This is a genomic window from Roseovarius carneus (assembly GCF_020141465.1).
Lineage (GTDB): Bacteria > Pseudomonadota > Alphaproteobacteria > Rhodobacterales > Rhodobacteraceae > Roseovarius > Roseovarius carneus.
The window spans coordinates 1,514,317-1,536,559 of sequence record NZ_JAHSPD010000001.1 but is presented as its reverse complement, the minus strand read 5'-3'; the positions used below and the strand labels follow the sequence as shown (position 1 = coordinate 1,536,559).

Here is a 22,243-nt window from a genome sequence, read left to right as displayed (position 1 = left end):
AAACCTCCTCACGGCTAGTGACAACAGGGCCAGCCTTCATCATGCACGATCCCAAGAGTCTGCGCTAGCGTGTAGTCTTTTCCTCGATCGTCTTCAACGCGTGCGTCCATTGCCGCTCGCGCAGGAGCTTGCGAAAGGAGCGCTCCAGCACCGCAGCGCCTCCGGCCTCGTAAAGGCGGCCATGCGAGATCAGAAGGCGGCGCGGACGAAGCTCCACCATCCGCTCTATTGCCACGGCCAAGGCCGCTTCATCGCGGCATGCATTGCGCAGTTTGCGGGGCATGGCAGGGTCGGTGTCATCCACACCGCCAAACCATATGAAGGGGCGCTGCCAGGCGCGTAATTTGACCGTCTCGATCGCGTGGATCAGATCGCCCGCGATGAGCGCCGACGCATTATGGTGGTGGAACACGGCCTCGCGGTAACGCGGGCCAGCGTCGATCAGGACTTGCTCCATATCGGCGGCCCAATCCGGCGGGGCCTGCGCGCCAAGGAGGGTTGCGTCTGCAAACGGACTGCCCTCAGGTGCCCAGAGCTTTGCGTCCGGAAACTCTGCCTGCCAGAGCGGCAAATGCCGCAGGACCGTGAGGTTTGGCGCAACCAGATGACGCACCGGACCCAGCGCGCGCAGCACGCTCAAAAGGTCGGCATTCAAGACGCCCGGTGCCTGCACCCACAGCCCGCCACAGCCCAATTGCACAACCACAGACCGCGTGGGAAGGGGCACAAGACCTGCCCCCTCCGCCGGGCCATCAATGACCCAAAGCCCCTTTGCCAAAGGCTTGAGCACGCCAAGCGGCTCGTAGCCGGTTGGGCGCTCAGAGGCGTGTGGGGCCGTCACCGATTACTCGGTGACGGTGACGGTTTGCATCATGTCGGGCTGGCCCAGAACCGCGCCATTGCTGCCCTCGCCGCGCTTGATCGCATCGACGATATCCATGCCGGAGGTCACGACCCCCACCACGGTATACTGGGAATTGAGCGCGGGTGCGTCGGCAAACATGATGAAGAACTGGCTATTTCCGCTGTCGGGGTCCTGGCTGCGGGCCATGCCCACAATGCCACGCTCGAACGGGATATCTGAGAACTCCTGCGCGAGGTCAGGCATGTCCGAGCCGCCACGGCCAGCCATACGCATATCGCCGCCCATCTTGCCGAACTCCACATCGCCCGTCTGGGCCATGAAGCCGTCGATCACGCGGTGAAAGACGACACCGTCATACGCGCCATCTGCGGCAAGGGCCGTCATACGCTCCACATGGCCCGGGGCCACGTCTTCATAGAGGTCAATCATGATCGTGCCGTTGGCCTCGCCCGCCACCTGCACCTCAAGCCCGGAGGCCAGTGCCGGACCGGCAAGGCCCACGGCGCTGACGGCGCTCACGGCACCCGCTGCGATCACTGCTGCCAGATTACGCATCTGCGGCCACCTTGACACTGATCATGCGGTCAGGGTTCGCAGGCGGCTCGCCGCGCACGATGGCATCCACATGCTCCATCCCCGAGGTCACGCGGCCATAGACCGTGTATTGCTTGTTGAGGAAGTGATTGTCGGAAAAGTTGATGAAAAACTGGCTGTTGGCGCTGTCCGGGCTCTGGCTGCGCGCGGCGCCGATTGTGCCGCGATCATGGGGAATGTTGGAAAACTCCGCCTTGAGATCGGGCATATCCGAGCCGCCGGTGCCCGCCATGCGGGGGTTGTAGTCTTTTTCCATGTTGGCGTTGGCCACATCTCCGGTCTGGGCCATGAACCCGTCGATCACCCGGTGGAAGGCCACGTTGTCATACATGCCACCGCGCGCCAGCTGCTTCATCCGCGCGCAATGATCAGGCGCGATATCGACCAGAAGCTCGATGGTGACGGTGCCGTCCTTCAACTCGATCAGGATAGTGTTTTCGGGGTCTTTGATTTCGGCCATCGGAGGCTCCTTTGCGTTACATTGGAAAGATACGTAGGCGCTCGGGCAGCAATTGCCAAGCCGATGGGCGCGCGGCCCGCTTGACGCCTGTGCATCGGCAGGCCAAGAGGGGGCCGAATTTCGCAGCAGGGGGATGGGCGCGATGGGCTGGAAAACCTTGGACGACATGGATCTGGCGGGCAAGCGCGTGCTGACCCGCGTGGATATCAACGTACCGGTTGAAAATGGCCGCGTGAGCGACGCCACCCGGATCGAGCGGATTGTGCCCACGCTGCGCGATATCCTCAGCCGGGGCGGCAAACCCATCCTGATTGCCCATTTCGGGCGACCCAAGGGCAAGGTCGTACTGTCGATGTCCCTGCGTGTGGTCGTGCCCGCACTTGAGGCAGCGCTGGGGCGCTCAGTGCGGCTGATTGAGACGCTGGAGGGGGCCGAGACCCTCACCGAGGAGGCGCGTAGCGCGGATGTGATATTGCTGGAGAACATCCGGTTTTATCCCGGTGAGGAGGCCAATGATCCGGCATTTGCCGCCCGCCTCGCCGCTTTGGGCGATATCTATTGCAATGATGCCTTCTCCGCCGCGCACCGCGCCCATGCGAGCACCGCCGGGTTGGCGGCGCACCTGCCGTCCTGCGCGGGCCGCTTGATGCAGGCCGAGCTGGAGGCGCTGGAGGCAGCTCTGGGCGCGCCCAAGCGGCCTTTGATGGCAGTTGTGGGCGGGGCGAAAGTGTCCAGCAAGCTCGATCTTCTGGGCAATCTTGTGGGACAAGTCGACACCCTTGTGATCGGCGGCGGCATGGCCAACACATTTCTCGCCGCCCAAGGTTTGAGCGTGGGCAAGTCCCTTTGCGAACATGACATGGCCCCCACCGCCCGCGAGATCATGGCCAAAGCCGCCACCGCCGGGTGCGAGATTATCCTGCCCGCCGATATTGTCGTGGCGCGAGAGTTTGCCGAAGGGGCCGCGCATGAGGTGCTGGCGGTGCACCTGTGCCCCGATGACGCGATGATCCTCGATGCGGGGCCGCAATCCGTGGCGCGTGTCGCCAAGGCGCTCGATGCGGCCAAAACGCTGATCTGGAACGGGCCGCTCGGGGCGTTTGAGATTACGCCGTTCAATGCCGCCACCAACGCCGCCGCGCGCCATGCGGCCAGCCTCAGCCGGGCGGGCGCGTTGATTTCAGTCGCGGGCGGGGGCGATACGGTCGCCGCTTTAAATCAAGCCGGTGCGGCGGAGGATTTCACCTATATCTCCACCGCAGGCGGCGCGTTTTTGGAATGGATGGAGGGCAAGGACCTGCCCGGCGTGGCCGCTCTCAAGGCCTGAGATACCTCCGTTAGCGCGACCATAATTGCAACTCGCACCCGCCTCGCCTAAACGCTATCCGCTAGAAACACCTCTCACACCCGGAGCCCCCTCATGCCGAACCAAGCCCAAGCCGACCAGATCCGCGCCGGAAACGGCTTTGTTGCGGCGCTCGATCAATCGGGGGGGTCCACGCCCAAGGCGCTGATGCTTTATGGGGTGGAAGAGAGCGCCTATGGCTCCGAAGCGGAGATGTTTGACATGATCCACGCCATGCGCGCCCGTATCGCGCAGGCCCCGGATTTTATCGGCGACAAGGTTCTGGGCGCGATCCTTTTCGAGATGACGATGGAGCGGCAAATCGGCGGCATGCCCTCGGCCACATATCTCTGGGAAGAGCGGGGCGTTGTGCCCTTTCTCAAGGTGGACAAGGGGCTGGCGGATGAGGCCGATGGCGTGCAGCTTATGAAACCGATGCCGGATTTGGATGCGCTTTGCGCGCGGGCCGTGGCGGGTGGAATTTTCGGCACCAAGATGCGCTCGGTCATCAACGCGGCCTCGGCCAGCGGCATCGAGGCCATCGTGGCGCAGCAATTCGATGTGGGGCGGCAAATCCTCGGACACGGGCTGATCCCGATCATCGAGCCCGAAGTGACGATCAGCATCGCGGACAAGGCCGAGGCGGAAGAGAGGCTTCTGGAGGCCCTCATGCGCCATCTCGACGCGCTGCCCGAGGGGACCGAGGTGATGCTCAAGCTGACCCTGCCCGAGGTGGCGAACCACTATAAATCCCTTGTGGATCATAGGGCCGTGATGCGGGTTGTGGCCCTCTCGGGTGGATATTCTCGCGAGGAGGCGAACAGCCGTCTGTCGCAGAATTCCGGCATCATCGCGAGCTTTAGCCGCGCGCTGACCGAAGGGCTGTCGGCCCAGCAGAGTGATGCGGATTTCAACGTGACCATCGGCGCGACGATCGACGCCATCCGCGCGGCCTCGGTCGCTGGTTAGCGCCGATCCCAGCCGCGCAAGCGGTTTATCGGTATCATTACAATCAAACGATACCACGCATCGTGGGGGATTCCCTTGCGCCTGTTTTTGTGGCACTAAGGCGAAAAGGCCCATCAGAGGCCTGAGCAGAGACCACCAAGACAGGCCGCATATTATGACACGCCGTAGCAAACCCGCCTTTGGGGGCATTTTGTATTTCTCCACCATCTTCATGGTCGGTGGGTATTTCACCTTTGCCGCCGTACAGGGCGATTATGGCCTGTTCAGCCGGGCGGAGGTGGATGCCCAAAGCGCCGCCCTGCAAGAGCAACTGGACCAAATCACCGCTCAGGTGGCGCGGATGGAGAATCTGACCAAGCGTTTGTCGGATACCTATCTCGACCTTGATCTGCTGGACGCGCAGGCGCGCAGCGTTCTGGGCCTGATGCGCTCGGATGAGATCATCATTCGCTGACCTTGAATCGGCAGGGGCCGTAGGCCGCGCCACAGGTTCCACAGCTTGCCACATATCTGCATGAGAGACCCGGCCTCACGCCGCAACGCAGCATTTGCGCCATAATATCAAGTATTTGCACAGCGGATAGTTTAGTATTAAACTATTCCTTGAAACCATGTCTAACGAGGGGAACCCGCACCAATGGCTGCGCGCAAAACCACAAGCAAATCAAACGCTTCCGCCGAAGAACTGAAAGCGTTCTACCATGACATGCTGCTGATCCGGCGATTCGAGGAAAAGGCAGGACAGCTTTACGGCATGGGTTTGATCGGTGGGTTCTGCCACCTCTACATTGGGCAAGAAGCGGTCGTTGTGGGGCTTGAAGCCACCGCCAAGGAGGGTGACAAACGCATCACCACATACCGCGATCACGGTCATATGCTGGCGTGCGGCATGGACCCTAATGGCGTGATGGCGGAACTGACGGGCCGCGCGGGCGGGTATAGCCGCGGCAAGGGCGGCTCCATGCATATGTTCTCGACGGAAAAGCACTTCTACGGCGGGCATGGCATCGTGGGTGCCAACGTGCCTTTGGGTGCGGGCCTCGCCTTCTCGGACAAATACAAAGGCAATGATAACGTCACCTTCACCTATTTCGGCGATGGCGCGGCAAATCAAGGTCAGGTCTACGAGACCTTCAACATGGCCGCCCTTTGGGACCTGCCGGTGATCTTTGTGATCGAGAACAATCAATACGCCATGGGCACCTCGCAGCAGCGCTCCACCTCCAGCCCCGATATCTATCACCGGGGCGAGGCATTCGGCATCCCCGGCGAGATGGTTGACGGGATGGACGTTCTGGCCGTGCGCGATGCAGGGCAAAAGGCGGTCGCGCACTGCCGCTCGGGCAAAGGCCCGTATATCCTTGAGATCAAGACATACCGCTATCGCGGCCACTCCATGTCGGACCCCGCGAAATACCGCACCCGCGAGGAGGTGCAGAAAATGCGCGACGAGAAGGACGCGATTGAGCATGTGCGCGACCTTCTGCTGACCGGCAAACACGCGACGGAGGAAGATCTGAAAGCGATCGACAAAGAGATCAAGAAGATCGTCAACGCCTCGGCCGAGTTTGCCAAGGAAAGCCCTGAGCCCGATCCAAAAGAGCTTTGGACCGACATCTACACCGACATCGCGCCGCAGAACGCCTGAGGAGACGCATATTATGGCTACTGAAATACTCATGCCCGCCCTCAGCCCCACGATGGAAGAAGGCACATTGGCCAAATGGCTCGTCAAGGAGGGCGATACCGTTGCCTCCGGCGATATCATGGCCGAGATCGAAACCGACAAGGCCACAATGGAATTCGAGGCCGTGGATGAAGGGGTGATCGGCAAGATTCTGATCGCCGAGGGCACCGAGGGCGTGAAGGTGAACACCGCCATCGCCGTCCTGCTGGAGGATGGTGAAAGCGCCGATGACATAAGTGCTGCCCCCGCGGAAAAGGCAGCACCCGCCGCCGCTGAGGCCCCGGCAAAAGCGCCTGCCACCGCGAAAGCGCCCGAAGCCCCCAAGCCGGACCTCAGCCCCGATTGGCCCGAAGGCACCGAGACCAAGAAGCAAACCGTTCGCGAAGCGCTCAACGCCGCCATGGCCGAGGAAATGCGCCGCACCGAAGACGTCTTTATCATGGGCGAGGAAGTGGCCGAATACCAAGGCGCTTATAAAATCACCCAGAACCTGCTGGAGGAATTCGGCAAGAAACGGGTCATCGACACGCCGATCACCGAGCATGGGTTCGCCGGTATCGGTGTTGGTGCGGCCCTTGGCGGGTTGCGCCCGATCATCGAGTTCATGACATGGAACTTCGCCATGCAGGCGATTGACCAGATCATCAACTCGGCGGCCAAGACGCTCTATATGTCCGGCGGGCAAATGGGCTGTCCCATCGTCTTCCGTGGTCCCAACGGTGCCGCCGCCCGCGTCGGCGCGCAACATTCGCAGGATTACGCCGCGTGGTATGCGCAAATCCCCGGTCTCAAAGTGGTGCAGCCCTATTCGGCCTCGGATGCCAAGGGCCTGCTGAAATCCGCGATACGTGATCCCAACCCGGTGATCTTTCTGGAGAACGAAATCCTCTATGGGCGCAGTTTTGATGTGCCTGTCATGGATGATTTCACCGTCCCCTTCGGCAAGGCCCGCATCTGGCGCGAGGGCACGGATGTGACCATCGTGAGCTTCGGCATCGGCATGACCTATGCGCTTGAGGCGGCAGAAAAGCTGGCCGAGGACGGGATTGAGGCCGAGGTGATCGACCTGCGCACCCTGCGCCCCATCGACTATGACACGGTGATCGCGAGCGTGATGAAAACCAACCGCTGCGTGACTGTTGAGGAGGGTTGGCCCGTGGCCTCCATCGGCAACCATATCTCGGCCACGTTGATGCAGCGCGCGTTTGATTATCTCGACGCACCCGTGATCAATTGCACCGGCAAGGACGTGCCCATGCCCTATGCCGCCAATCTCGAAAAATTGGCCCTGACCTCGACCGCCGAAGTGGTCGATGCCGTGCGCCAAGTCACCTATCGCTGAGGAGCCTGAGATATGCCCACAGAAATTCTCATGCCCGCGCTGTCGCCCACGATGGAGGAAGGCACGCTGGCCAAATGGCTGGTGAAGGAAGGTGATACCGTCTCTTCCGGCGATCTTTTGGCCGAGATCGAGACCGACAAGGCCACGATGGAATTCGAGGCCGTTGATGAAGGTGTGATCGGCAAGATCCTGATCGCCGAAGGGTCGGAGGGTGTGAAGGTGAACACCGCCATTGCCGTCCTGCTGGAGGATGGTGAAAGCGCGGATGATATGGTGGCCACACCCAAGGCGGCCCCCGCCGCGATAGAGGCCCCTGCCCCGGAAGTGTCGGCACCCGCAACTCCCGCAACCCCGGCCAAGAACGGCACGCGCATTTTTGCCTCCCCCCTCGCCCGGCGCATCGCCGCGCAAAAGGGCTTGGATCTGGCGAAAGTGACAGGCTCCGGCCCGCATGGCCGTATCGTCAAAGCAGATGTCGAGGCCGCAGAGCCCGGCGCGAAAGCTGCCCCCCTAGACGCCGCTGCACCCGCAGCTGCGAAGGCATCCCCCACCATGGCCACAGGCCCATCCTCCAGCGCAGTCGCAGCCATGTATGAGGGGCGAGAATACGCCGAAATCACGCTCAACGGGATGCGCAAAACCATCGCCGCGCGCCTCACCGAGGCCAAGCAAACCGTGCCGCATTTCTACCTGCGTCGGGACATCAAGCTGGATGCGCTTTTGAAATTCCGCAGCCAGCTCAACAAGCAGCTTGAGCCGCGCGGCGTGAAACTGAGCGTCAATGACTTCATCATCAAGGCTTGCGCCCTCGCGCTTCAGGCCGTGCCGACGGCCAATGCGGTCTGGGCAGGCGACAAGGTGTTGCAACTCAAGCCCTCTGACGTGGCCGTGGCCGTGGCGATTGAGGGCGGGCTTTTCACGCCCGTTCTGAAAGATGCCGAGATGAAATCCCTCTCGGCCCTGTCGGCCGAAATGAAAGACCTCGCGGGTCGCGCGCGGGACCGCAAACTGGCCCCACATGAATATCAGGGCGGCAGCTTTGCCATCTCCAACCTTGGCATGTTCGGCATCGACAATTTTGATGCGGTGATCAACCCGCCCCATGGCGCAATTTTGGCCGTGGGTGCAGGTGTCAAGAAACCCATCGTTGGGGAGGATGGCGAATTGGCAGTCGCGACGGTCATGTCTGTCACGCTCAGCGTCGATCACCGGGTGATTGACGGCGCATTGGGCGCGGAGCTGCTCAAGCATATCGTCGAAGGACTTGAAAATCCGATAGGGATGCTCGCCTAGGGCGAAACCTCAAAGGTTGATCACAAAAAGAGGCGCAGGAAATCCCGCGCCTCTTTGCTTATCTCGGTTCCGCACCTTTTAGGCTACACGGGCCCGCTTCAACTGTTTTGCGGGCTCAGTCGCGTCTGATGCCTCAGCGCACGCCCAAAAGCTGATCCATCGCCACGGACGGCTGATCACACCCTGCTTCACCGACGATTTTCGCGGGAACACCGGCCACCGTTTTACAAGGGGGCACCTCTTCCAGCACGACAGAGCCCGCAGCGATGCGGCTGCAATGGCCAACCTTGATATTGCCAAGAACCTTGGCTCCGGCACCGATCAAAACGCCATCGCCAATCTTGGGATGGCGGTCTTGCTCTTCCTTGCCGGTCCCGCCCAACGTGACAGAATGCAGCATCGACACGTTGTCGCCCACAACCGCCGTCTCGCCGATGACAATGGAATGGGCGTGGTCAATCATGATGCCTTTGCCGATCCGCGCACCGGGGTGGATATCTACGCCAAACACCTCAGACGCGCGCATCTGAAAGAACCGCGCCATATCCTTGCGCCCATTAACCCAGAGGTAATGCGCCACGCGATAGGCTTGGATCGCCTGAAAGCCTTTGAAATAGAGCATGGGAAGAATGAAACGGTCACAGGCTGGATCACGATCACAAACCGCCACGATATCGGCCCGTGCGGCAAGCGCCAGTTCCGGGTCGGCGGCATAGGCATCATCACAAATCTCACGAACGAATTGCTCGGGCATCTCGCTGGAGGAAAGCTTGAGGGAAATCCGGTAGGCGAGCGCTGATTCGATGGTTTTGTGGTGCAGGATCGAGGAGTGCACGAGACCACCCATTAAAGGCTCTTCCTTAACGGCGGCCTTTGCCTCAACGGTGATTTGCTGCCAAACCGGGTCCAGCTCGCTGAGATGTGCGTGTTTTTTACCCATGTCCGTGCTCCTTTGCTCGATGGTGATAGTATATCACATAGCAACGAATGGCAAAATGCAAAGCCGTGATGCGCGCGATCACCCGAATGAATGAGTGGTGCCGCACAGGCGGATTTGGGAGCATTTGAGACGGGTCATTTGTGCTCCCCGCATGGCAGCGTCTGAGCGGAGAGCTATGCCTGCGCAGGCGATGTCCTTAGGGGCATAACGCCCAGTCGGGTCACACTACCGCCTGCGCAGCCAGGTTAGGCGGAGACCTCCGCACTGGCAAAGACGCCCGTCCCGAATTTGGCCGAAACCTGCGCCACCTTCACCTCAAAGCCGCTGGTTGTGCCATCAGCGGCGCGAGCATCGGCCCTGTAGGTCCAATTTGGGGCGCTCAGCAATTCTTCGCGCACGATGCCGCCGTCGCGCAGAATCCGCAGCAGATATTGCTCGCTTTCCTCGCCCAGCGGCACCTCAGGCGTGTCCCAGCGATCCCCGTCAATCCGCGTTCTGCGAATCCAGCGGAGGGCGACCTCCCCGGACGTATCCAGCACAGCCCGCAAATGCACGGGCCGCAGAGGGCGCAGGCCGATACCTTCAAACGCCACCACGTCATATTGATAGGACGGATCATCCACAGGACGCCCGGCAGGGCCGATCCGGTAATGCCGGGCCCGGCGGCGCAACGCATCCGACAGCTCGATCTGTTGCGGCAAACCGTCAAGCATCACGAGGTAACTGCCGATGGGCCATCCGCCCGGCCCGGCCCCTTCGGTGCCCGCCTGACCACGCAAGCGGTGCGACAGAAGATACTGATCCTCGCCCACAAGATCCGCGTCACGAAACTGGATCAACTCCCAATTATCCGGCGTGCCGTCGCCCACCGCACAGAGGTTCGCACCCCCAAGCAGGGCATCGCCCCCCACGCTTTCCAACTGACCCGAAAGCATCCGCACAAGCAGACCATCGCCGCGGTCCAAAAGCCCTGCCGGAGCCGGGGCAAGTGCTGCCTCCAGAACGCCCACACGTGCGCGCGCCTGGGTCAGCTTGTTGAGCTGGTAATTCGCATCCACATCCGAGGCAAAGAGCGCCACACTCCCCGGCCATGGCTCTGCCGTGACTGCAAGATGGGGCGCATGGGGCACTTCTTCCCCGGTCAAAAGCGGCAGGTCAAGAAAGAGCGGCAGCACCGGCACAGGCGGCGTGAAGGGGCGCACAGTGGGCGGCTCATCGGTGATGTCCATGGGCCGGTAGCTTTCCGGCTCGATCCGCACGGCGTCCACGCGCTGCGCGAGCCCCATCTGCTCCACCCGGTCGATGCGAAAAAACCCTTTCCCACCGGCCTCTGCCAAGCTGAGCACATCCCCCGCCCCGAGCGCCAGCTTTGATGGCGGCAGCGTCAGCCGCACTGTATCCGCCGCCACCCGCGCCTCCGAGAGCCAGCGTTCCGTCACGGCGCGTCCCTCAGCCCGCGTCATGGCAATGGGCAGTTCTGACGCGCTGACCGAATGGGTGGTATCATCGGGCAGGATCGCCTCCTCGGCGATCACCTCAAAATCGCCATCCGCCTCAATAAATCGCAGGCGCACGCGCCCCGCCACCTCAGCCGCGCTGCCGCGCTTTTCCTCCAGCGCCTCGCCGCTTTCAGCATCACGCACCAGATCGTCAAAGCTCAGCTCCGCATCGGGCAGCCCATCGCGCATTCGGAAAACCAAAACGCCATCGCGTTCAATCGCGTCAAACCCGTAGCGCAGCATCAAAGGCTGAAGAGCGGCGCGGGCCTCGCTGACCTGCTCCACCGAATAGCCACGCAGATAGCCGTAGAGCGCGGAGGTATCTATCGCCGTCAGCCCTGCACGCGCCGCGATCTCGCGCACGACAGTATCGAGCGAACGCGCCGAGGCCCGACCGGTGATCCAATGGCCCCGCGCATAATTGGCCCCATCCGTCCAAAGCGATTGGTTATTGGGGAAAAACGGGTAGGGCCGTGCGTCCCATGCCCAGACATGCGCGTGGTCCATATCTATCATCGGCGCCTCGTAGAGAACCGAGACAGGGTTGTTCTCACGGGCTGTCCAATAGCCAATCGTGGCCCGCAGATATTGCAGCTGGATCAGCTCATCCCGCCGCCCGGTGGAGAATTTGGGCAGGAAGGATTCCGAGGATTTCGGATCAATGAACTTGTTTGGCTCATTCGTGCCCTTATCGACAGCAGGGCAGCCGATTTCAGTAAAACGGACGGGCTTGGATTGCGGAATCCACTCGGTTGGCAGGTCGCGGCGGACACCGTCTACGCGCTCGTGGTGCGAATTCAGCCACCAGTTGCGAATATCCTTGTAGCGCCAGACCCATGGCTCGCCATACTCACCATCCGTGATCGGCGTACGAATTTGCGCCTCGGTTGCCTCGGGCGAATGGTAGAACCAATCATAGCCCTCTCCCCCCTCAATATTGGCCTTGAGATAGTCGAGATTGTAGATGGAGCCAAAGCCCGCATCCGCATGGTCCTGCCCCTCGCGCCAATCAGACAGCGGCATATAATTGTCGATACCGATGAAATCGATATTTGGATCAGCCCAGAGCGCATCGAGATGGAAAAACCGGTCCCCGCTGCCGTCTTGTGGCTGATAGCCGAAATACTCTGTCCAATCGGCGGCATAGCCGATCTTCACATGCGGCCCCAAAAGGATACGCACCTCCGCCGCCAGCGCCCTCAGCGCCGCCACGGCGGGAAAGCTGTTCCCGGCACCCCGAATCTGCGTAAGTCCGCGCATCTCGGATCCGATGCAGAAGCTCTCCACACCGCCCGCCATCGCGCAAAGTGCCGCCTGATGGAGGATAAACCGACGATAGCCCCACTCATCCGGGCCGCTGTAGCGCACGGAAATGGTGGCTGGCACGGTCACATAGGCGCCGAAATTGAACGGGCGGCTCTCGGGCCTGACAGAGGTATCGACCGGAAATGGCCGGGGCGGCGGCGGAGGCCCAATCGCGAAGTCACTGGCACTGGCCGTGCCGAAAAAGGCAGCCACTTCCGCCTCGGCCATACTCGTACCGTCGGGGCTGCCCGCGCGCCCCGGTGCTTGGGACGTCGTGATACGCCCGCGCCATGGCAGGACGGGCTGATCAGGCTCATTGCCATAGGGATCAGGCAGGCCATTGCCCGCGACCTGATCCATCAGGATGAACGGGTAATACATCACCTCTTGGCCAGCCTCCTGAAGCGCCTTGATCGCCTCAAGAACCGACGCATCCGCAGGCGTTCCACCGTAAACCGGGACTTGCGCAGCATCCTTGCGCACTTCAAGCGCCGTGCCCCGCGTGAGGCCTGCGACCTCCCATGGCATATTGCTACCCTCAAATTGCTTTTGCTCCACCTTGGGGCGCAGCGTGCAATTGCCAACGCGCAGGTCATCGCCGAACCAGCTGACCACCAAAGAGGTCGATCTGCATTTGGGCAATTCACCCGCCAGAGCATCGAGCGATGTCAGGAGATCGGGCTTGCCAGAAGGTGAGTTCACATTCACCAACCGCGAGGAACCCGGTCCGAAGCTCAGCGTCACGGGCGTCGTCGCCAGCGCATATTCCCCGCTGCCGGGCAACATCGCCACAGCGCGGACAGCATGCACAGGATCAGCCTCAGCACCCTGCGTGCCCGCCTGCGCGGGGCGGGTCACCTCAAAGGTGAATTGCGGAACGCGGTTGCCATAGGCGCTCAGCTCCAGATCCTCGATCACCACATAGGCCGTACCGCGATAAGCAGGCACAGTGCCCGCGCCCTCAACCGCCTCCATCTTTGCATCAGGCAATTGATCACGGGTGCCGCGATAAATCCGCATGTTTAGATCATTGCGCGAAATCTCATTACCATCGGCCCAGACCCGGCCCACATGGCTGATCTCGCCCTCACAGAGCGCCAAGGCCACGCTCAGCGAATAACTGAACTGCCGCGTTTGCGTGCGCGGCGGACGGGCCCCTTTGCCGCCACCCCCGCCGCCGCCACTCACCGTGACGTCCTCGCGAAATTCTGTGGCCCAGATCACCTGCCCCGACACGCGCATACGCCCGAAAACCTGCGCAATCGCATCGCCTTCGCCCGAGCCCGTCAGGCGCAGCCGCGTGGCCCGCCCGCTCTCCACGATATCCGAGCCTTCGCCCATCAGCCGCTGATCGATGGAGCGCCCGATGACGCCGCCCGCAAACCGGCCAACCGCAGCCATCGACAGGCCCAAAACCGTGCCACCCGCAGATGCACCAAGGGCTGCACCCGCCGCCGAAAGAACAATCGTCGCCATTATGTCAACTCCTCAGGAAAGGTGAACCGCGCCACGATCCGGCGGCGCCACGGCGCGCCCAGAGGGCTCTCGACGACCGCGTGACTTGAATAGGCGTGAATAAAGCTCGCCTCCGACCCAACATGGCCCACGATGCCCAGATGCTTGGCCACGGCCCCATCGCGCATCCGAAACAACAGCACATCACCGGGCGCTTCATCGTCCATCCTCTTGGGCCGCAAATGCCGCTCCGCCGCCTGCCAGAGCGCCTCGATGCGCGCAGGTTCGGACCAGTCCATGGAATAGGCAGGCGGGCGTTCAGGCTCAGCCCCGAGCACCTCGCGCAAGACCCCGCGCAAGAGGCCAAGACAATCCGTTCCGGCCCCGCGCAAAGACGCCTGATGCCGGTAAGGCGTGCCAATCCATCCGCGCGCTGCGGCCACCACCTGCGCTTGAAACACGCTCATGACCGCCTGCTCCCGCCATTCAGGCTTCCAGCCCGTGCCGGGTCCGTGATCGACCAATCATCACCCGGAATGTCGGGAAACCCCTGAAAGTTTGCAAAATTCTGAAACTTCAACCGGCATGTCAGCGCGCGTTTGTCACATCCTGCCTCAATCCGAAGCATATCTTCGGTCGTCACTGGCGCGCGCAGCGGATGCCAAAGCTCAATCACCCGAAAGGCGCCCTCCACCCGGTCGCGCTTGATCACCCCGACAAGGCCCTTGGCCGCGCCGGAGGTCGCAACCAGCCTCCCATGCTGGAACCACCGCTCATCAAAGCCGCCGAAAGCATCAAAGCGAAACACCCGACGATCCTTGATCTCTGCGGCCTGCATCTCGGTGCTGTAGCCCAAAGCACCGAGATCAAACCCGCAATCGCGATCCCCCAGCACGGCCGAACATGGCTTCTGAAACACCCGGCCCAAGGGTCGGTTCAACGCCTCGGTCAACCCTCGCAGTTCGGCCTCGAACGCACCGCCCGCCCGGCGCAACTCGCCAATCGTGCCGCGAAACTGCAATTGGCGCTGGCCCGTGTCCTGCCAATTCACCAGCCACGCGCGGATCTCGGCCCCGTCATAGCGCCCGGCCTCGATATCATCCTCGCGGATAGCCGCATCGCTCAGCGCGCCCAGCGCATCGGTATTGTCCACCGACAGCCCCGTGCTTTGGCTCAGCGCAAGCGCGCTCAGGCCCGTCTCCGCCTTGAACTCCATCCCCTCAAAGCTGAGCGTGCAATCATGGTCCGTGAACCCCAAGACAACACCGTCATTGCGCGTCAAAGCCCATGCGCGGCAGGTCGTTGTCACCCCCGTCTGAAGATGCGCCTCCAGCGCCGGATCAAGCCCGCTCATACCCGGATCTCCACAACTGGCACGCTCGGCGCATCGCCGGCCTGAAAGCTCGCAATGCTGGTCTGGATACGGTCCGTGTCAAACCGCACCGGCACGTCAAACTCATAGCCTGCCGTGATGCGCACACCCTCGTTGGGCGGATGCCCAAACGTCACAAGCCCGGTCTCGATATCCACCTCATAATGAATGCTCTCTTGCTGCTCATCATCGCCAAGCCCGATCCGGACCGACCCGCGCACAGGTTTCGTCACAGGACGCGCATAAGTGTAATCGCCCGACCGATAGGTCTTGATCAGCTGAAACTGCGCGGTCAGATCATCGCCCACAGCAATCACCTGATCATCGTAAAGCGGCTCACGCAGTGCCCCGCCGGATTTGTAATCCGCCCAATCTTTCCAGCGAAAACCAAAAATCTGCCCCTGACGCGCCTCAAAAAACGCGATCAGCGTCTCGATATCATCAAGGCTGCGCATCCCCACACCCGCATCATAGCGGCGGCGCGAGTGTTTCCAGGGCGTATTGCGCTCTTCAAACCCATTGGCCAGCGTGACCACATCCGTATAACGCTGTGGGCCGCCGACCGAGCCAAAACTCAGATTGGCCGGAAACCTTACCTCGTGAAACCCCATCTCAGCTCTCCTTTTTGTCTATCGGTTGCGCTGGCCACGACCAATGGCCCGGCCCAACTGCGCGGCAATCTGGCCTTGGCTACGGCGAAAGCCGTCTGCATCCGGCGTTGAGATATTCATCACCACATTCACCGGGTTGCCCCCGCCCGCGCCGCGCACCCCAAGCTTGCCATCAGGCCCACGCGCAAGTGGCATGATCGCCTCCGGCCCCGCCTCCCCCATCAGGCCCGCGCCTCCGCGCATCGGAAAGGCCACAGGCCCGCTCACGACACCCCCATTGGCAAAAGGCTGCACGCGGCCTTGGGCGAATGTGCCGCCTTTGGCAAAGGGCAAAAGCCCGCCCATAAAGCTGCCTATGCCGGAGGACAAAACACCCCCCAGGTGATCCGTCACAGGCTTCACCACTGCGTTAAACGAGGTGTTCATCATCGACGTGGCGACGCTGTCCAAAGCAACCGAAAGGCTGTCACCATCCACAACCGCGCCCTTGATCGCCCGGCGCAAACCCCGGCTAAGCCCGCGATCCAATCTGGATACATCCTGCCCCGTGCGCTCAAACGTGCCGCGCACCCTCGCCATCTCCGCGTTGAAGGCCGCCGCCATATCGGTGGCCGCACCAAAGCTGCCATCCATCGCATCAATCTGCGCCTCAAGAGCGCCAAGCTGATCGCTATCTTCCATCGTCCATCTCTCCAGTTTTGTCCGGATAGGCCAGCATCAGCGCATCCAGCTGATCACGCGCCAAAGGAGAGACGCTGCGCACCTCACCCAACATCAGTTTCAGCTCCGCAGGCGTCAGCGCCCAGAACTCCACTGGACGCAGACCAAGGCCCTTCAACCCCGCCTGCATGAGCACCGGCCAGTCAAACGCGCTCATGTCCCATCCGGCAGCATGAAGGCACGCGCCAAAAGCTCTGCCGCCGCCCGTGCGGCCCCCAAAGGCCCGCCCTCGATCTCCGCCGAGATCAGATCCTCAGCAGTCCCGGACCATCCCCCGCCGCGCAGCCCCGCCACGATCAGCGCAAGCACGTCACGGCTGGAAAAGGCGCCCCCCTCGAACCGCTCAACCAGATCAACGAGCGATCCAGCCTTCAGGCCTGCCTCAAGCTCGGCCAAAGCGCCCAGCGTGAGCTTGAGCACATGCCGCTCGCCGTCGATCCTGAGCGCCACTTCACCTGTCCAAGGGTTCACCATTCCCTCAGCTCGCCACGAAGGTCAGCAAGCCTGCCGACGCCAGCGACAACTCATATGTCGCCTCCCCATCATGCGTGCCCGAATACTCGATCGACGTGACCTGAAAGCGGCCCTCAATCGTGCCAAAATCGGGGATCACAACCTGAAAATCGGGCATCTCCCCATCAAAGAATATCTGCCGGGCGCGCTCGTCAGAGTCCGCATCGCGGAAGATGCCCGAACCGCTGATCGCGGCCGATTTCACACCCGCCCCCGCCAAAAGCTCGCGCCACCCACCTTGGCTCTCAAGGCTGGTCACATCCACGCTCTCGGCGTTGAAGCTGATGCGCGTGGCCCGCAGGCCTGCGATGGATTGAAAATTGCCATCACCCGTCAGGTCGACCTTGATAAGAAGGTCCTTACCGTTTTGAACTGCCATTGTATTTTCTCCAATGATTAAGGTTTATGCACTATCCTGAACACGTGCGCGAAAGGTGAGATCAATGCGCCTGAGCTGCCCGCTGCCCTCGCGCCGCGCCCGCGCACGATCAAAGCTGAGCGAGGCAAGCCGCCCCCGGCTCAGGCTGAGATCCGCATCCACAAGCGCATCGCCAATGGCAGCCGCAATAGCCTTTGCGCTCTGAAATCCAGCCGTCTGCGTCACAACCGAGATCGTAAACCGATGCCAAGCGCCGCCCCCTGTGCCATCCGAACGGTCGCGCACCTCCTCGGGGCCAAGGGTGACGTAAGTGTCTGGCAAAATGCCGGGGGGAAGGGCGTCAAAAATCGCCGCGCCCACGCCAAGGGTCACCTCCGGGTCATCTCTCAACCGCTGATAAACCGCCGCCTGAAGGGCTGCCGATGCTGCATAGCTCATACCGCCACCTCCTCTTCGGCAAAGCATGTGAGAAAGCGCGCGCCCGCGTCATGCTCCGTCACGGCCTCAATGCGAAACACCCGTGCGCCGTCACGAAACCGTTGTCCCGGCTGGGGCCGCGAGGGTGCGCCATGCGGGGCGGAGCGCACTGTGATGCGGTAGGCGGTGTTCGACATACGCGCCGTGCCTCCCGCCACTTCGCGACCCGTGCGTGCGCTTACATCCGCCCAAAGCCGACCCAACTCAGCCCAGCTCTCAGTAAAACCACCCGCCCCATCCGCCACCCGTTCAGGCGCTTCAAGGATCAGGTTTCGGTTCAGGTTGATCCCCTTCATCACCCTGCCCCCCCGCCAAGCAGACGCACGGTGCGGTAGCGCTCGATCAGGCTGGTCACACCGAAGGGCATGCACCCGTTACCAAGCGCCGTATCGTTGCGATATTCATAAAAATGCGCAGCGAGCAGCAGGACCGCCTGCCCCAAATCGGCAGGTAGATCGCCCCACATCGGGCCATATCCCGCGAAGAACCGCACAATCACGGACCCGCCCGTGGGCACGCCCGGAAGCATCGCCCCCATCGGCATCAATCGCGGTCTGTGGGTATCGACATCCAACCGATATGTGCTCGGCCCCGCCAACTCCTGCGCCCCGCCCGCCATCCGGCGCGTTACAGAGACAATCGCATTGACTGGCGCCACCGGCAGCGCTTGACCGTAGGCCGTGCGCCACGCCGTGAGCTCCCAGGAAAACTCCCGTTCAATCAGGATTTTGCCGGTGCGCGCCTCAATCGATGCAATCGCCGCCCGCAGAAAACTCTCCAGAACAGGGCCTTGCACATCATCGTCCGAAAACCCTGTTCCCAGCCGCAGATGCGCCTTGAACTCGTCGACAGGCAAGGCAGTCTGCGCAATTGCGGTTTCTTCAATCAACATCATGGTTTTACTCCGAAAAACCCCGGACCCCTCCGGGTGTTAAGGCGCGCGCTGCCGGCGTTGCTCGGACGGAGGGAGCAGCTGGACAACGCATATTCTCGAGTGGCAACGCACGCCTCGGGCGGGGGCACCCGGCCCCCACCCATCCGCGCCCCTTATGAGGTCGCGAATTTCAGCAGCTTGATCGCGGCAAAGTCACTGACGTCACCCCCGACACGCTTGGTCGCATAGAACAGCACATGCGGCTTGGCGCTGAACGGGTCGCGCAGCACGCGCAGGTCTGGGCGCTCGGCCACGGTGTAGCCCGCCGTGAAATCGCCAAACGCGATGGCATAGGCGTCCGCCGCAATGTCGGGCATGTCCTCGGCGATCATCACCCGGTAACCCAGAAGGCGCGCAGGCTCTCCCGCCGCAAGGCCATCAGACCACAGGAAGCGGCCATCGGCATCCTTCATCTTGCGCACCGCACCCGCCGTTTTGGAGTTCATGACGAAGGTCGCATTGGCGCGGTATTGTGCGCCCAGCGCATAGACCAGATCAACAATCTCATCCGCAGAGGTGAAGCCGCCATCCGTGCCCGTGGGGATGTAGCCAAGGTTGCCCCAGGTCCACACGCCATTGTCCACCGTGCCGTGGGTGAGGAACCCACGCGGCTTGTCCACGCCATCGCCACCCACAAAGGCCGCGGCCTCAGCACGCGCAAACTTGTCCGCGATCCTGCCCGCAAGCCAGCCCTCAATGTCAAACGCGCTGTCATCCAGCAAACGCTGACTGGCTTTGGGAAGCGCGCTCAGTTCGTGCAGAGGAATGGTGATCCTATCAATCGTGGGCGTATCGCTCTCAGCCACGCCTGCGGCTTCCGTGGCCCAGCCATGGCCGACATCCGTATGGTCGATCAGCACGTCAAAGCTGGTGGATTCAACTGCCATGACATTGGCAATCGCCCGGATCGACGCGGTGGAACTGAGCGTGGACTTGATGGTCGCGGCGGTTTGCGGATCGACAAGATAGCCACCATCAGCCGCCACAGCGGTGCCCATGGCCTTGCCCTCAAGATCAAGCCCGCGCAGCCCGTCATCATCACCCGAGCGCAGGTAGGCATTGAACGCCTTCTGATGCGGGGCCGTGGTCTCGGCGCTGGTGGCCAACGCCGGGCGTGCCGGCACAAAGGATTTGCGTTCAAACATGGTCAATTTCTCTTCTTGTTGTTGCAGACGTTGCTGGATGTCGGACTGAAAGCCCTTCAGATCGTTCATGAAACCCGCTACGGCAGACTTCACCTCGGCCACTGGGCTCAGATCTGAAGACAGATCTTCCCCGGTCCGAGAAGTTCCCTCGGTTTTGCTCATCTCTAGGTCCTGTTTGGTTGAGGTTGTGCCAGGCGCTACATGCGCGCCAACTCCCGGCGCGCACCTGCGAAGGTCGCCGCCAACTCACGCAGATCGGCACGCATCAGGCTCTCGCCCTTCGCTCCCACCCGCGCACTGGGAAGCATCGGGAAGGTCACAAGCGACACTTCCCAAAGTTCCAGTTCCATCAAGAGCCGCTGGCCCTTTTCATTCTTGGCCGCTTTCACAGTCCGGTATCCGATGCTCAGCCCGTCAATCGCGCCCGCCGCGATCAAGGCCGCCGCCTCGCGACCGCGCCCCACAGCCTCCAAAAGACGCCCCTTCACGTAGAGCCCGCGCGCATCCTCGCACACCTCGTCCCAAATCCCGATGGGCTGCGCCGGATCGTGCTGCCACAGCATCTTCACCTGCCGACCATCCGCCGCAAGCGCCTTGAGCGAGACCGCGTAAGCCCCCTTCTGCACCACATCACCACTCTGGTCGGTATCCCCGAAATAGCTGGCATAGCCTGCGATCTCGGTGCCGTCTGTCACCGTGAGATCCTTGCCCAACCGGGCGAATTTCTTCTCCAAACCGCTTTCAATGCTCATCGCATGTCCTTTCTCACGCCCCCTTCGGGGCAAATCCGGGCCTGTGCCGGTCACGGCAGCGCCGCTAAAATCGGCTGAAACGCCTGCACCAAGATCGCGCCAACCACACCGTAAACCGCCAGCCAAAGACGCTTTTCCAAAAGCCGCATGGCCTCCTCAATCTTTTCCAGTCGCTCGGCTTGTGCGTCGAATTTCAGGCTCGCCACCCGTTCATTGGCCTCCAGCCTGAGCGCAGGCGCGCAATCGAACGCTTCGAACCCGTAGCGTTCGGGGATACCCTTATCGGCCATCCGCGCCCTCCTCTGGCGCCAGCGCGGGCAGCCCCAAAAGCGCGCGTTTCTCCGCGTCGTTCAGAAAACTCGCGCTAGCCACGCGCGCCCATTGCGCATCCCGCTCAGGCGCCAAGGCTGCGACCTGATCAAGATCCGGCTTCAGTTCGACCGCCACCCCCTCAAACCCGCTGAGCCATTCCGAGATACTCGCGGCCACCCGCGTCGCCAGCGGCAAAACCGTCAGGCGGAAGAAAGCGCGGTTGGCCTCTTGGTAATTGGAATAGGTCGCATCCCCCGGCACCCCGAGAAGCATGGGCGGCACGCCAAACGCCAAGGCGATCTCGCGCGCCGCACTCTCCTTGGTCTTCTGAAACTCCATGTCCGAGGGTGAGAACCCCATAGGCTTCCAATCAAGCCCCCCCTCCAGAAGCATCGGTCGACCGGCATTGCGCGTACCCTGATGGTGGCTCTCCATCTCATCCACAAGTCGGCTGTATTGATCCGAACTTAGCGTGCCCTGCCCTTCCGCGCCCTTGTAGACAATCGCGCCCGAAGGCCGTGCCGCGTTATCCAACAGCGCCTTGGACCAGCGCGAGGCGCTATTGTGCACATCCAGCGCCTGCGCCGCCGCATGCATCGGCGACAGGCCATAATGATCATCCGTGGGATGAAAACTCTTGATATGGCAGATCGCCGGATGGCCGTCCGCCACGTTGAACCGGTGCTTACGCCCGCTCACCGCGTATTCATACGCCACGGGCCAACCGTCAGGCCCAGGCACCACACTCATGCGGTCCGAGCGCAGGACATGCAGCTCCAAAGGCGTGGAGGGCCCGGCGTCCGTCTCCGCGCCCACCGCCTCGATATAGGCGTTGCCCGTCAGCAGAAGATGGCCATAAAGCGCCTCCAAAAGCTCGGCCCGGCCCTGCGCGGGATTGGGGCGGCGGATCAGGTTCAGCAAAGGATGCGCGCCAAAGCGTTGCTCAGCATCCTGCAAAACCAACGGCAGGGAGGCCGCCGCCTCGGCAATCATCTTGACACAGCGAAACCCAACCGGATTCCCGGCAAAACCATTGCGCATCAACGCACCCGTATCCCGCCCGCTCCAGACGCTGCGGCTCATACCTTGCCACGCCACCACGCGGCCCGCAGCACTGGCCTTGGCCTCGGGGGGCTGGGTCGTCTCGGCGCTTTGCCGAAAGAAGTCCATGATCATCTGGTGTCACTCCTTGCTGTGCCGGTCATTCAAACCGCTGCTGCCTTCGGTCGCCCGGACCGCCCTGCCGCCCCGTTTTCGGGGCCGCTGCGTGTCCG

25 protein-coding genes are annotated in these 22,243 nt (G+C 62.0%); 6 read left to right on the top strand and 19 right to left on the bottom strand.

Features of this window, described 5'->3' with window-relative positions; translation table 11 throughout:
* Positions 1–64: 64 nt before the first annotated feature.
* From KUD11_RS07715 to KUD11_RS07705, 3 genes are read right to left on the bottom strand one after another with little or no spacing between them, the layout of a single operon-like run.
* The gene (locus KUD11_RS07715; protein ID WP_109385221.1) at positions 65–841 is read right to left on the bottom strand and encodes a DUF4336 domain-containing protein; all 777 of its coding nucleotides are present in this window, start codon (positions 839–841) and stop codon (positions 65–67) included.
* A 3-nt stretch (positions 842–844) separates the two neighbouring features.
* Positions 845–1,420, bottom strand: a complete 576-nt coding sequence (locus KUD11_RS07710) for a peptidylprolyl isomerase (RefSeq protein WP_109385222.1) — start codon at positions 1,418–1,420, stop codon at positions 845–847.
* On the bottom strand, positions 1,413–1,919 hold the full coding sequence (locus KUD11_RS07705; protein WP_109385223.1) for a peptidylprolyl isomerase: 507 nt from the start codon (positions 1,917–1,919) through the stop codon (positions 1,413–1,415). The genes KUD11_RS07710 and KUD11_RS07705 overlap by 8 nt, the downstream gene beginning before the upstream one ends.
* 142 nt (positions 1,920–2,061) lie before the next feature.
* Here KUD11_RS07705 and KUD11_RS07700 point away from each other — a divergent pair, with 142 nt between their 5' ends.
* The 6 genes from KUD11_RS07700 (at position 2,062) to KUD11_RS07675 (ending at position 8,555) form a co-directional block, all read left to right on the top strand.
* Positions 2,062–3,246 (top strand): phosphoglycerate kinase, encoded by a 1,185-nt coding sequence (locus KUD11_RS07700; protein ID WP_109388075.1) that lies wholly within the window; start codon positions 2,062–2,064, stop codon positions 3,244–3,246.
* Between the two features lie 93 nt (positions 3,247–3,339).
* Positions 3,340–4,233, top strand: a complete 894-nt coding sequence (locus tag KUD11_RS07695) for a fructose bisphosphate aldolase (RefSeq protein WP_109385224.1) — start codon at positions 3,340–3,342, stop codon at positions 4,231–4,233.
* Positions 4,234–4,387: 154 nt separating this feature from the next.
* Positions 4,388–4,687 carry an FtsB family cell division protein gene (locus tag KUD11_RS07690; RefSeq protein ID WP_109385225.1) on the top strand — a complete coding sequence of 100 codons (300 nt, stop codon included), beginning with the start codon at positions 4,388–4,390 and terminating at the stop codon, positions 4,685–4,687.
* Positions 4,688–4,870: 183 nt separating this feature from the next.
* The gene (gene pdhA, locus KUD11_RS07685) at positions 4,871–5,881 is read left to right on the top strand and encodes a pyruvate dehydrogenase (acetyl-transferring) E1 component subunit alpha (protein ID WP_109385226.1); all 1,011 of its coding nucleotides are present in this window, start codon (positions 4,871–4,873) and stop codon (positions 5,879–5,881) included.
* A 13-nt stretch (positions 5,882–5,894) separates the two neighbouring features.
* Entirely contained in the window at positions 5,895–7,262 is a 1,368-nt protein-coding gene (locus tag KUD11_RS07680; protein ID WP_109385227.1) for a pyruvate dehydrogenase complex E1 component subunit beta, read from the top strand.
* Positions 7,263–7,274: 12 nt separating this feature from the next.
* Positions 7,275–8,555, top strand: coding sequence for a pyruvate dehydrogenase complex dihydrolipoamide acetyltransferase (locus tag KUD11_RS07675; protein ID WP_109385228.1), 1,281 nt, complete (start codon positions 7,275–7,277; stop codon positions 8,553–8,555).
* A 133-nt stretch (positions 8,556–8,688) separates the two neighbouring features.
* Here KUD11_RS07675 and cysE read toward each other — a convergent pair whose 3' ends face one another.
* The 16 genes from cysE to KUD11_RS07595 all read right to left on the bottom strand — a co-directional run bounded on the left by cysE (position 8,689) and on the right by KUD11_RS07595 (position 22,145).
* Entirely contained in the window at positions 8,689–9,495 is an 807-nt protein-coding gene (gene cysE, locus KUD11_RS07670; RefSeq protein ID WP_109385229.1) for a serine O-acetyltransferase, read from the bottom strand.
* A gap of 245 nt (positions 9,496–9,740) precedes the next feature.
* Positions 9,741–13,775, bottom strand: a complete 4,035-nt coding sequence (locus tag KUD11_RS07665; protein WP_109385230.1) for a baseplate multidomain protein megatron — start codon at positions 13,773–13,775, stop codon at positions 9,741–9,743.
* Positions 13,775–14,221, bottom strand: coding sequence for an NlpC/P60 family protein (locus KUD11_RS07660; protein ID WP_109385231.1), 447 nt, complete (start codon positions 14,219–14,221; stop codon positions 13,775–13,777). The genes KUD11_RS07665 and KUD11_RS07660 overlap by 1 nt, the downstream gene beginning before the upstream one ends.
* Complete coding sequence (locus KUD11_RS07655) at positions 14,218–15,108, bottom strand: DUF2163 domain-containing protein (RefSeq protein WP_109385232.1); 891 nt, start codon at positions 15,106–15,108, stop codon at positions 14,218–14,220. The genes KUD11_RS07660 and KUD11_RS07655 overlap by 4 nt, the downstream gene beginning before the upstream one ends.
* A complete protein-coding gene (locus tag KUD11_RS07650) occupies positions 15,105–15,737 on the bottom strand; it encodes a DUF2460 domain-containing protein (protein ID WP_109385233.1) in 633 nt (210 codons plus the stop codon). The genes KUD11_RS07655 and KUD11_RS07650 overlap by 4 nt, the downstream gene beginning before the upstream one ends.
* 18 nt (positions 15,738–15,755) lie before the next feature.
* Positions 15,756–16,418: a phage tail tape measure protein gene (locus tag KUD11_RS07645; RefSeq protein WP_109385234.1), complete on the bottom strand. Its 663-nt coding sequence runs from the start codon at positions 16,416–16,418 to the stop codon at positions 15,756–15,758.
* Complete coding sequence (locus tag KUD11_RS07640; RefSeq protein ID WP_109385235.1) at positions 16,408–16,614, bottom strand: rcc01693 family protein; 207 nt, start codon at positions 16,612–16,614, stop codon at positions 16,408–16,410. Before KUD11_RS07640 ends, KUD11_RS07645 begins: the two co-directional genes overlap by 11 nt.
* Positions 16,611–16,931: a gene transfer agent family protein gene (locus KUD11_RS07635; RefSeq protein ID WP_109385236.1), complete on the bottom strand. Its 321-nt coding sequence runs from the start codon at positions 16,929–16,931 to the stop codon at positions 16,611–16,613. Before KUD11_RS07635 ends, KUD11_RS07640 begins: the two co-directional genes overlap by 4 nt.
* A gap of 4 nt (positions 16,932–16,935) precedes the next feature.
* Entirely contained in the window at positions 16,936–17,349 is a 414-nt protein-coding gene (locus KUD11_RS07630) for a phage major tail protein, TP901-1 family (protein ID WP_109385237.1), read from the bottom strand.
* A 24-nt stretch (positions 17,350–17,373) separates the two neighbouring features.
* Complete coding sequence (locus tag KUD11_RS07625) at positions 17,374–17,787, bottom strand: DUF3168 domain-containing protein (protein ID WP_109385238.1); 414 nt, start codon at positions 17,785–17,787, stop codon at positions 17,374–17,376.
* Positions 17,784–18,122, bottom strand: coding sequence for a head-tail adaptor protein (locus KUD11_RS07620; RefSeq protein ID WP_109385239.1), 339 nt, complete (start codon positions 18,120–18,122; stop codon positions 17,784–17,786). Before KUD11_RS07620 ends, KUD11_RS07625 begins: the two co-directional genes overlap by 4 nt.
* A complete protein-coding gene (locus KUD11_RS07615; protein ID WP_109385240.1) occupies positions 18,122–18,721 on the bottom strand; it encodes a head-tail connector protein in 600 nt (199 codons plus the stop codon). The genes KUD11_RS07620 and KUD11_RS07615 overlap by 1 nt, the downstream gene beginning before the upstream one ends.
* Positions 18,722–18,873: 152 nt before the next feature.
* Complete coding sequence (locus KUD11_RS07610; RefSeq protein ID WP_109385241.1) at positions 18,874–20,067, bottom strand: phage major capsid protein; 1,194 nt, start codon at positions 20,065–20,067, stop codon at positions 18,874–18,876.
* 35 nt (positions 20,068–20,102) lie between these two features.
* The gene (locus tag KUD11_RS07605; protein ID WP_109385242.1) at positions 20,103–20,657 is read right to left on the bottom strand and encodes an HK97 family phage prohead protease; all 555 of its coding nucleotides are present in this window, start codon (positions 20,655–20,657) and stop codon (positions 20,103–20,105) included.
* Positions 20,658–20,707: 50 nt separating this feature from the next.
* A complete protein-coding gene (locus tag KUD11_RS07600; protein ID WP_109385243.1) occupies positions 20,708–20,947 on the bottom strand; it encodes a GTA head formation protein, RCAP_rcc01685 family in 240 nt (79 codons plus the stop codon).
* Complete coding sequence (locus tag KUD11_RS07595; protein ID WP_109385244.1) at positions 20,937–22,145, bottom strand: phage portal protein; 1,209 nt, start codon at positions 22,143–22,145, stop codon at positions 20,937–20,939. Before KUD11_RS07595 ends, KUD11_RS07600 begins: the two co-directional genes overlap by 11 nt.
* Positions 22,146–22,243 lie beyond the last annotated feature (98 nt).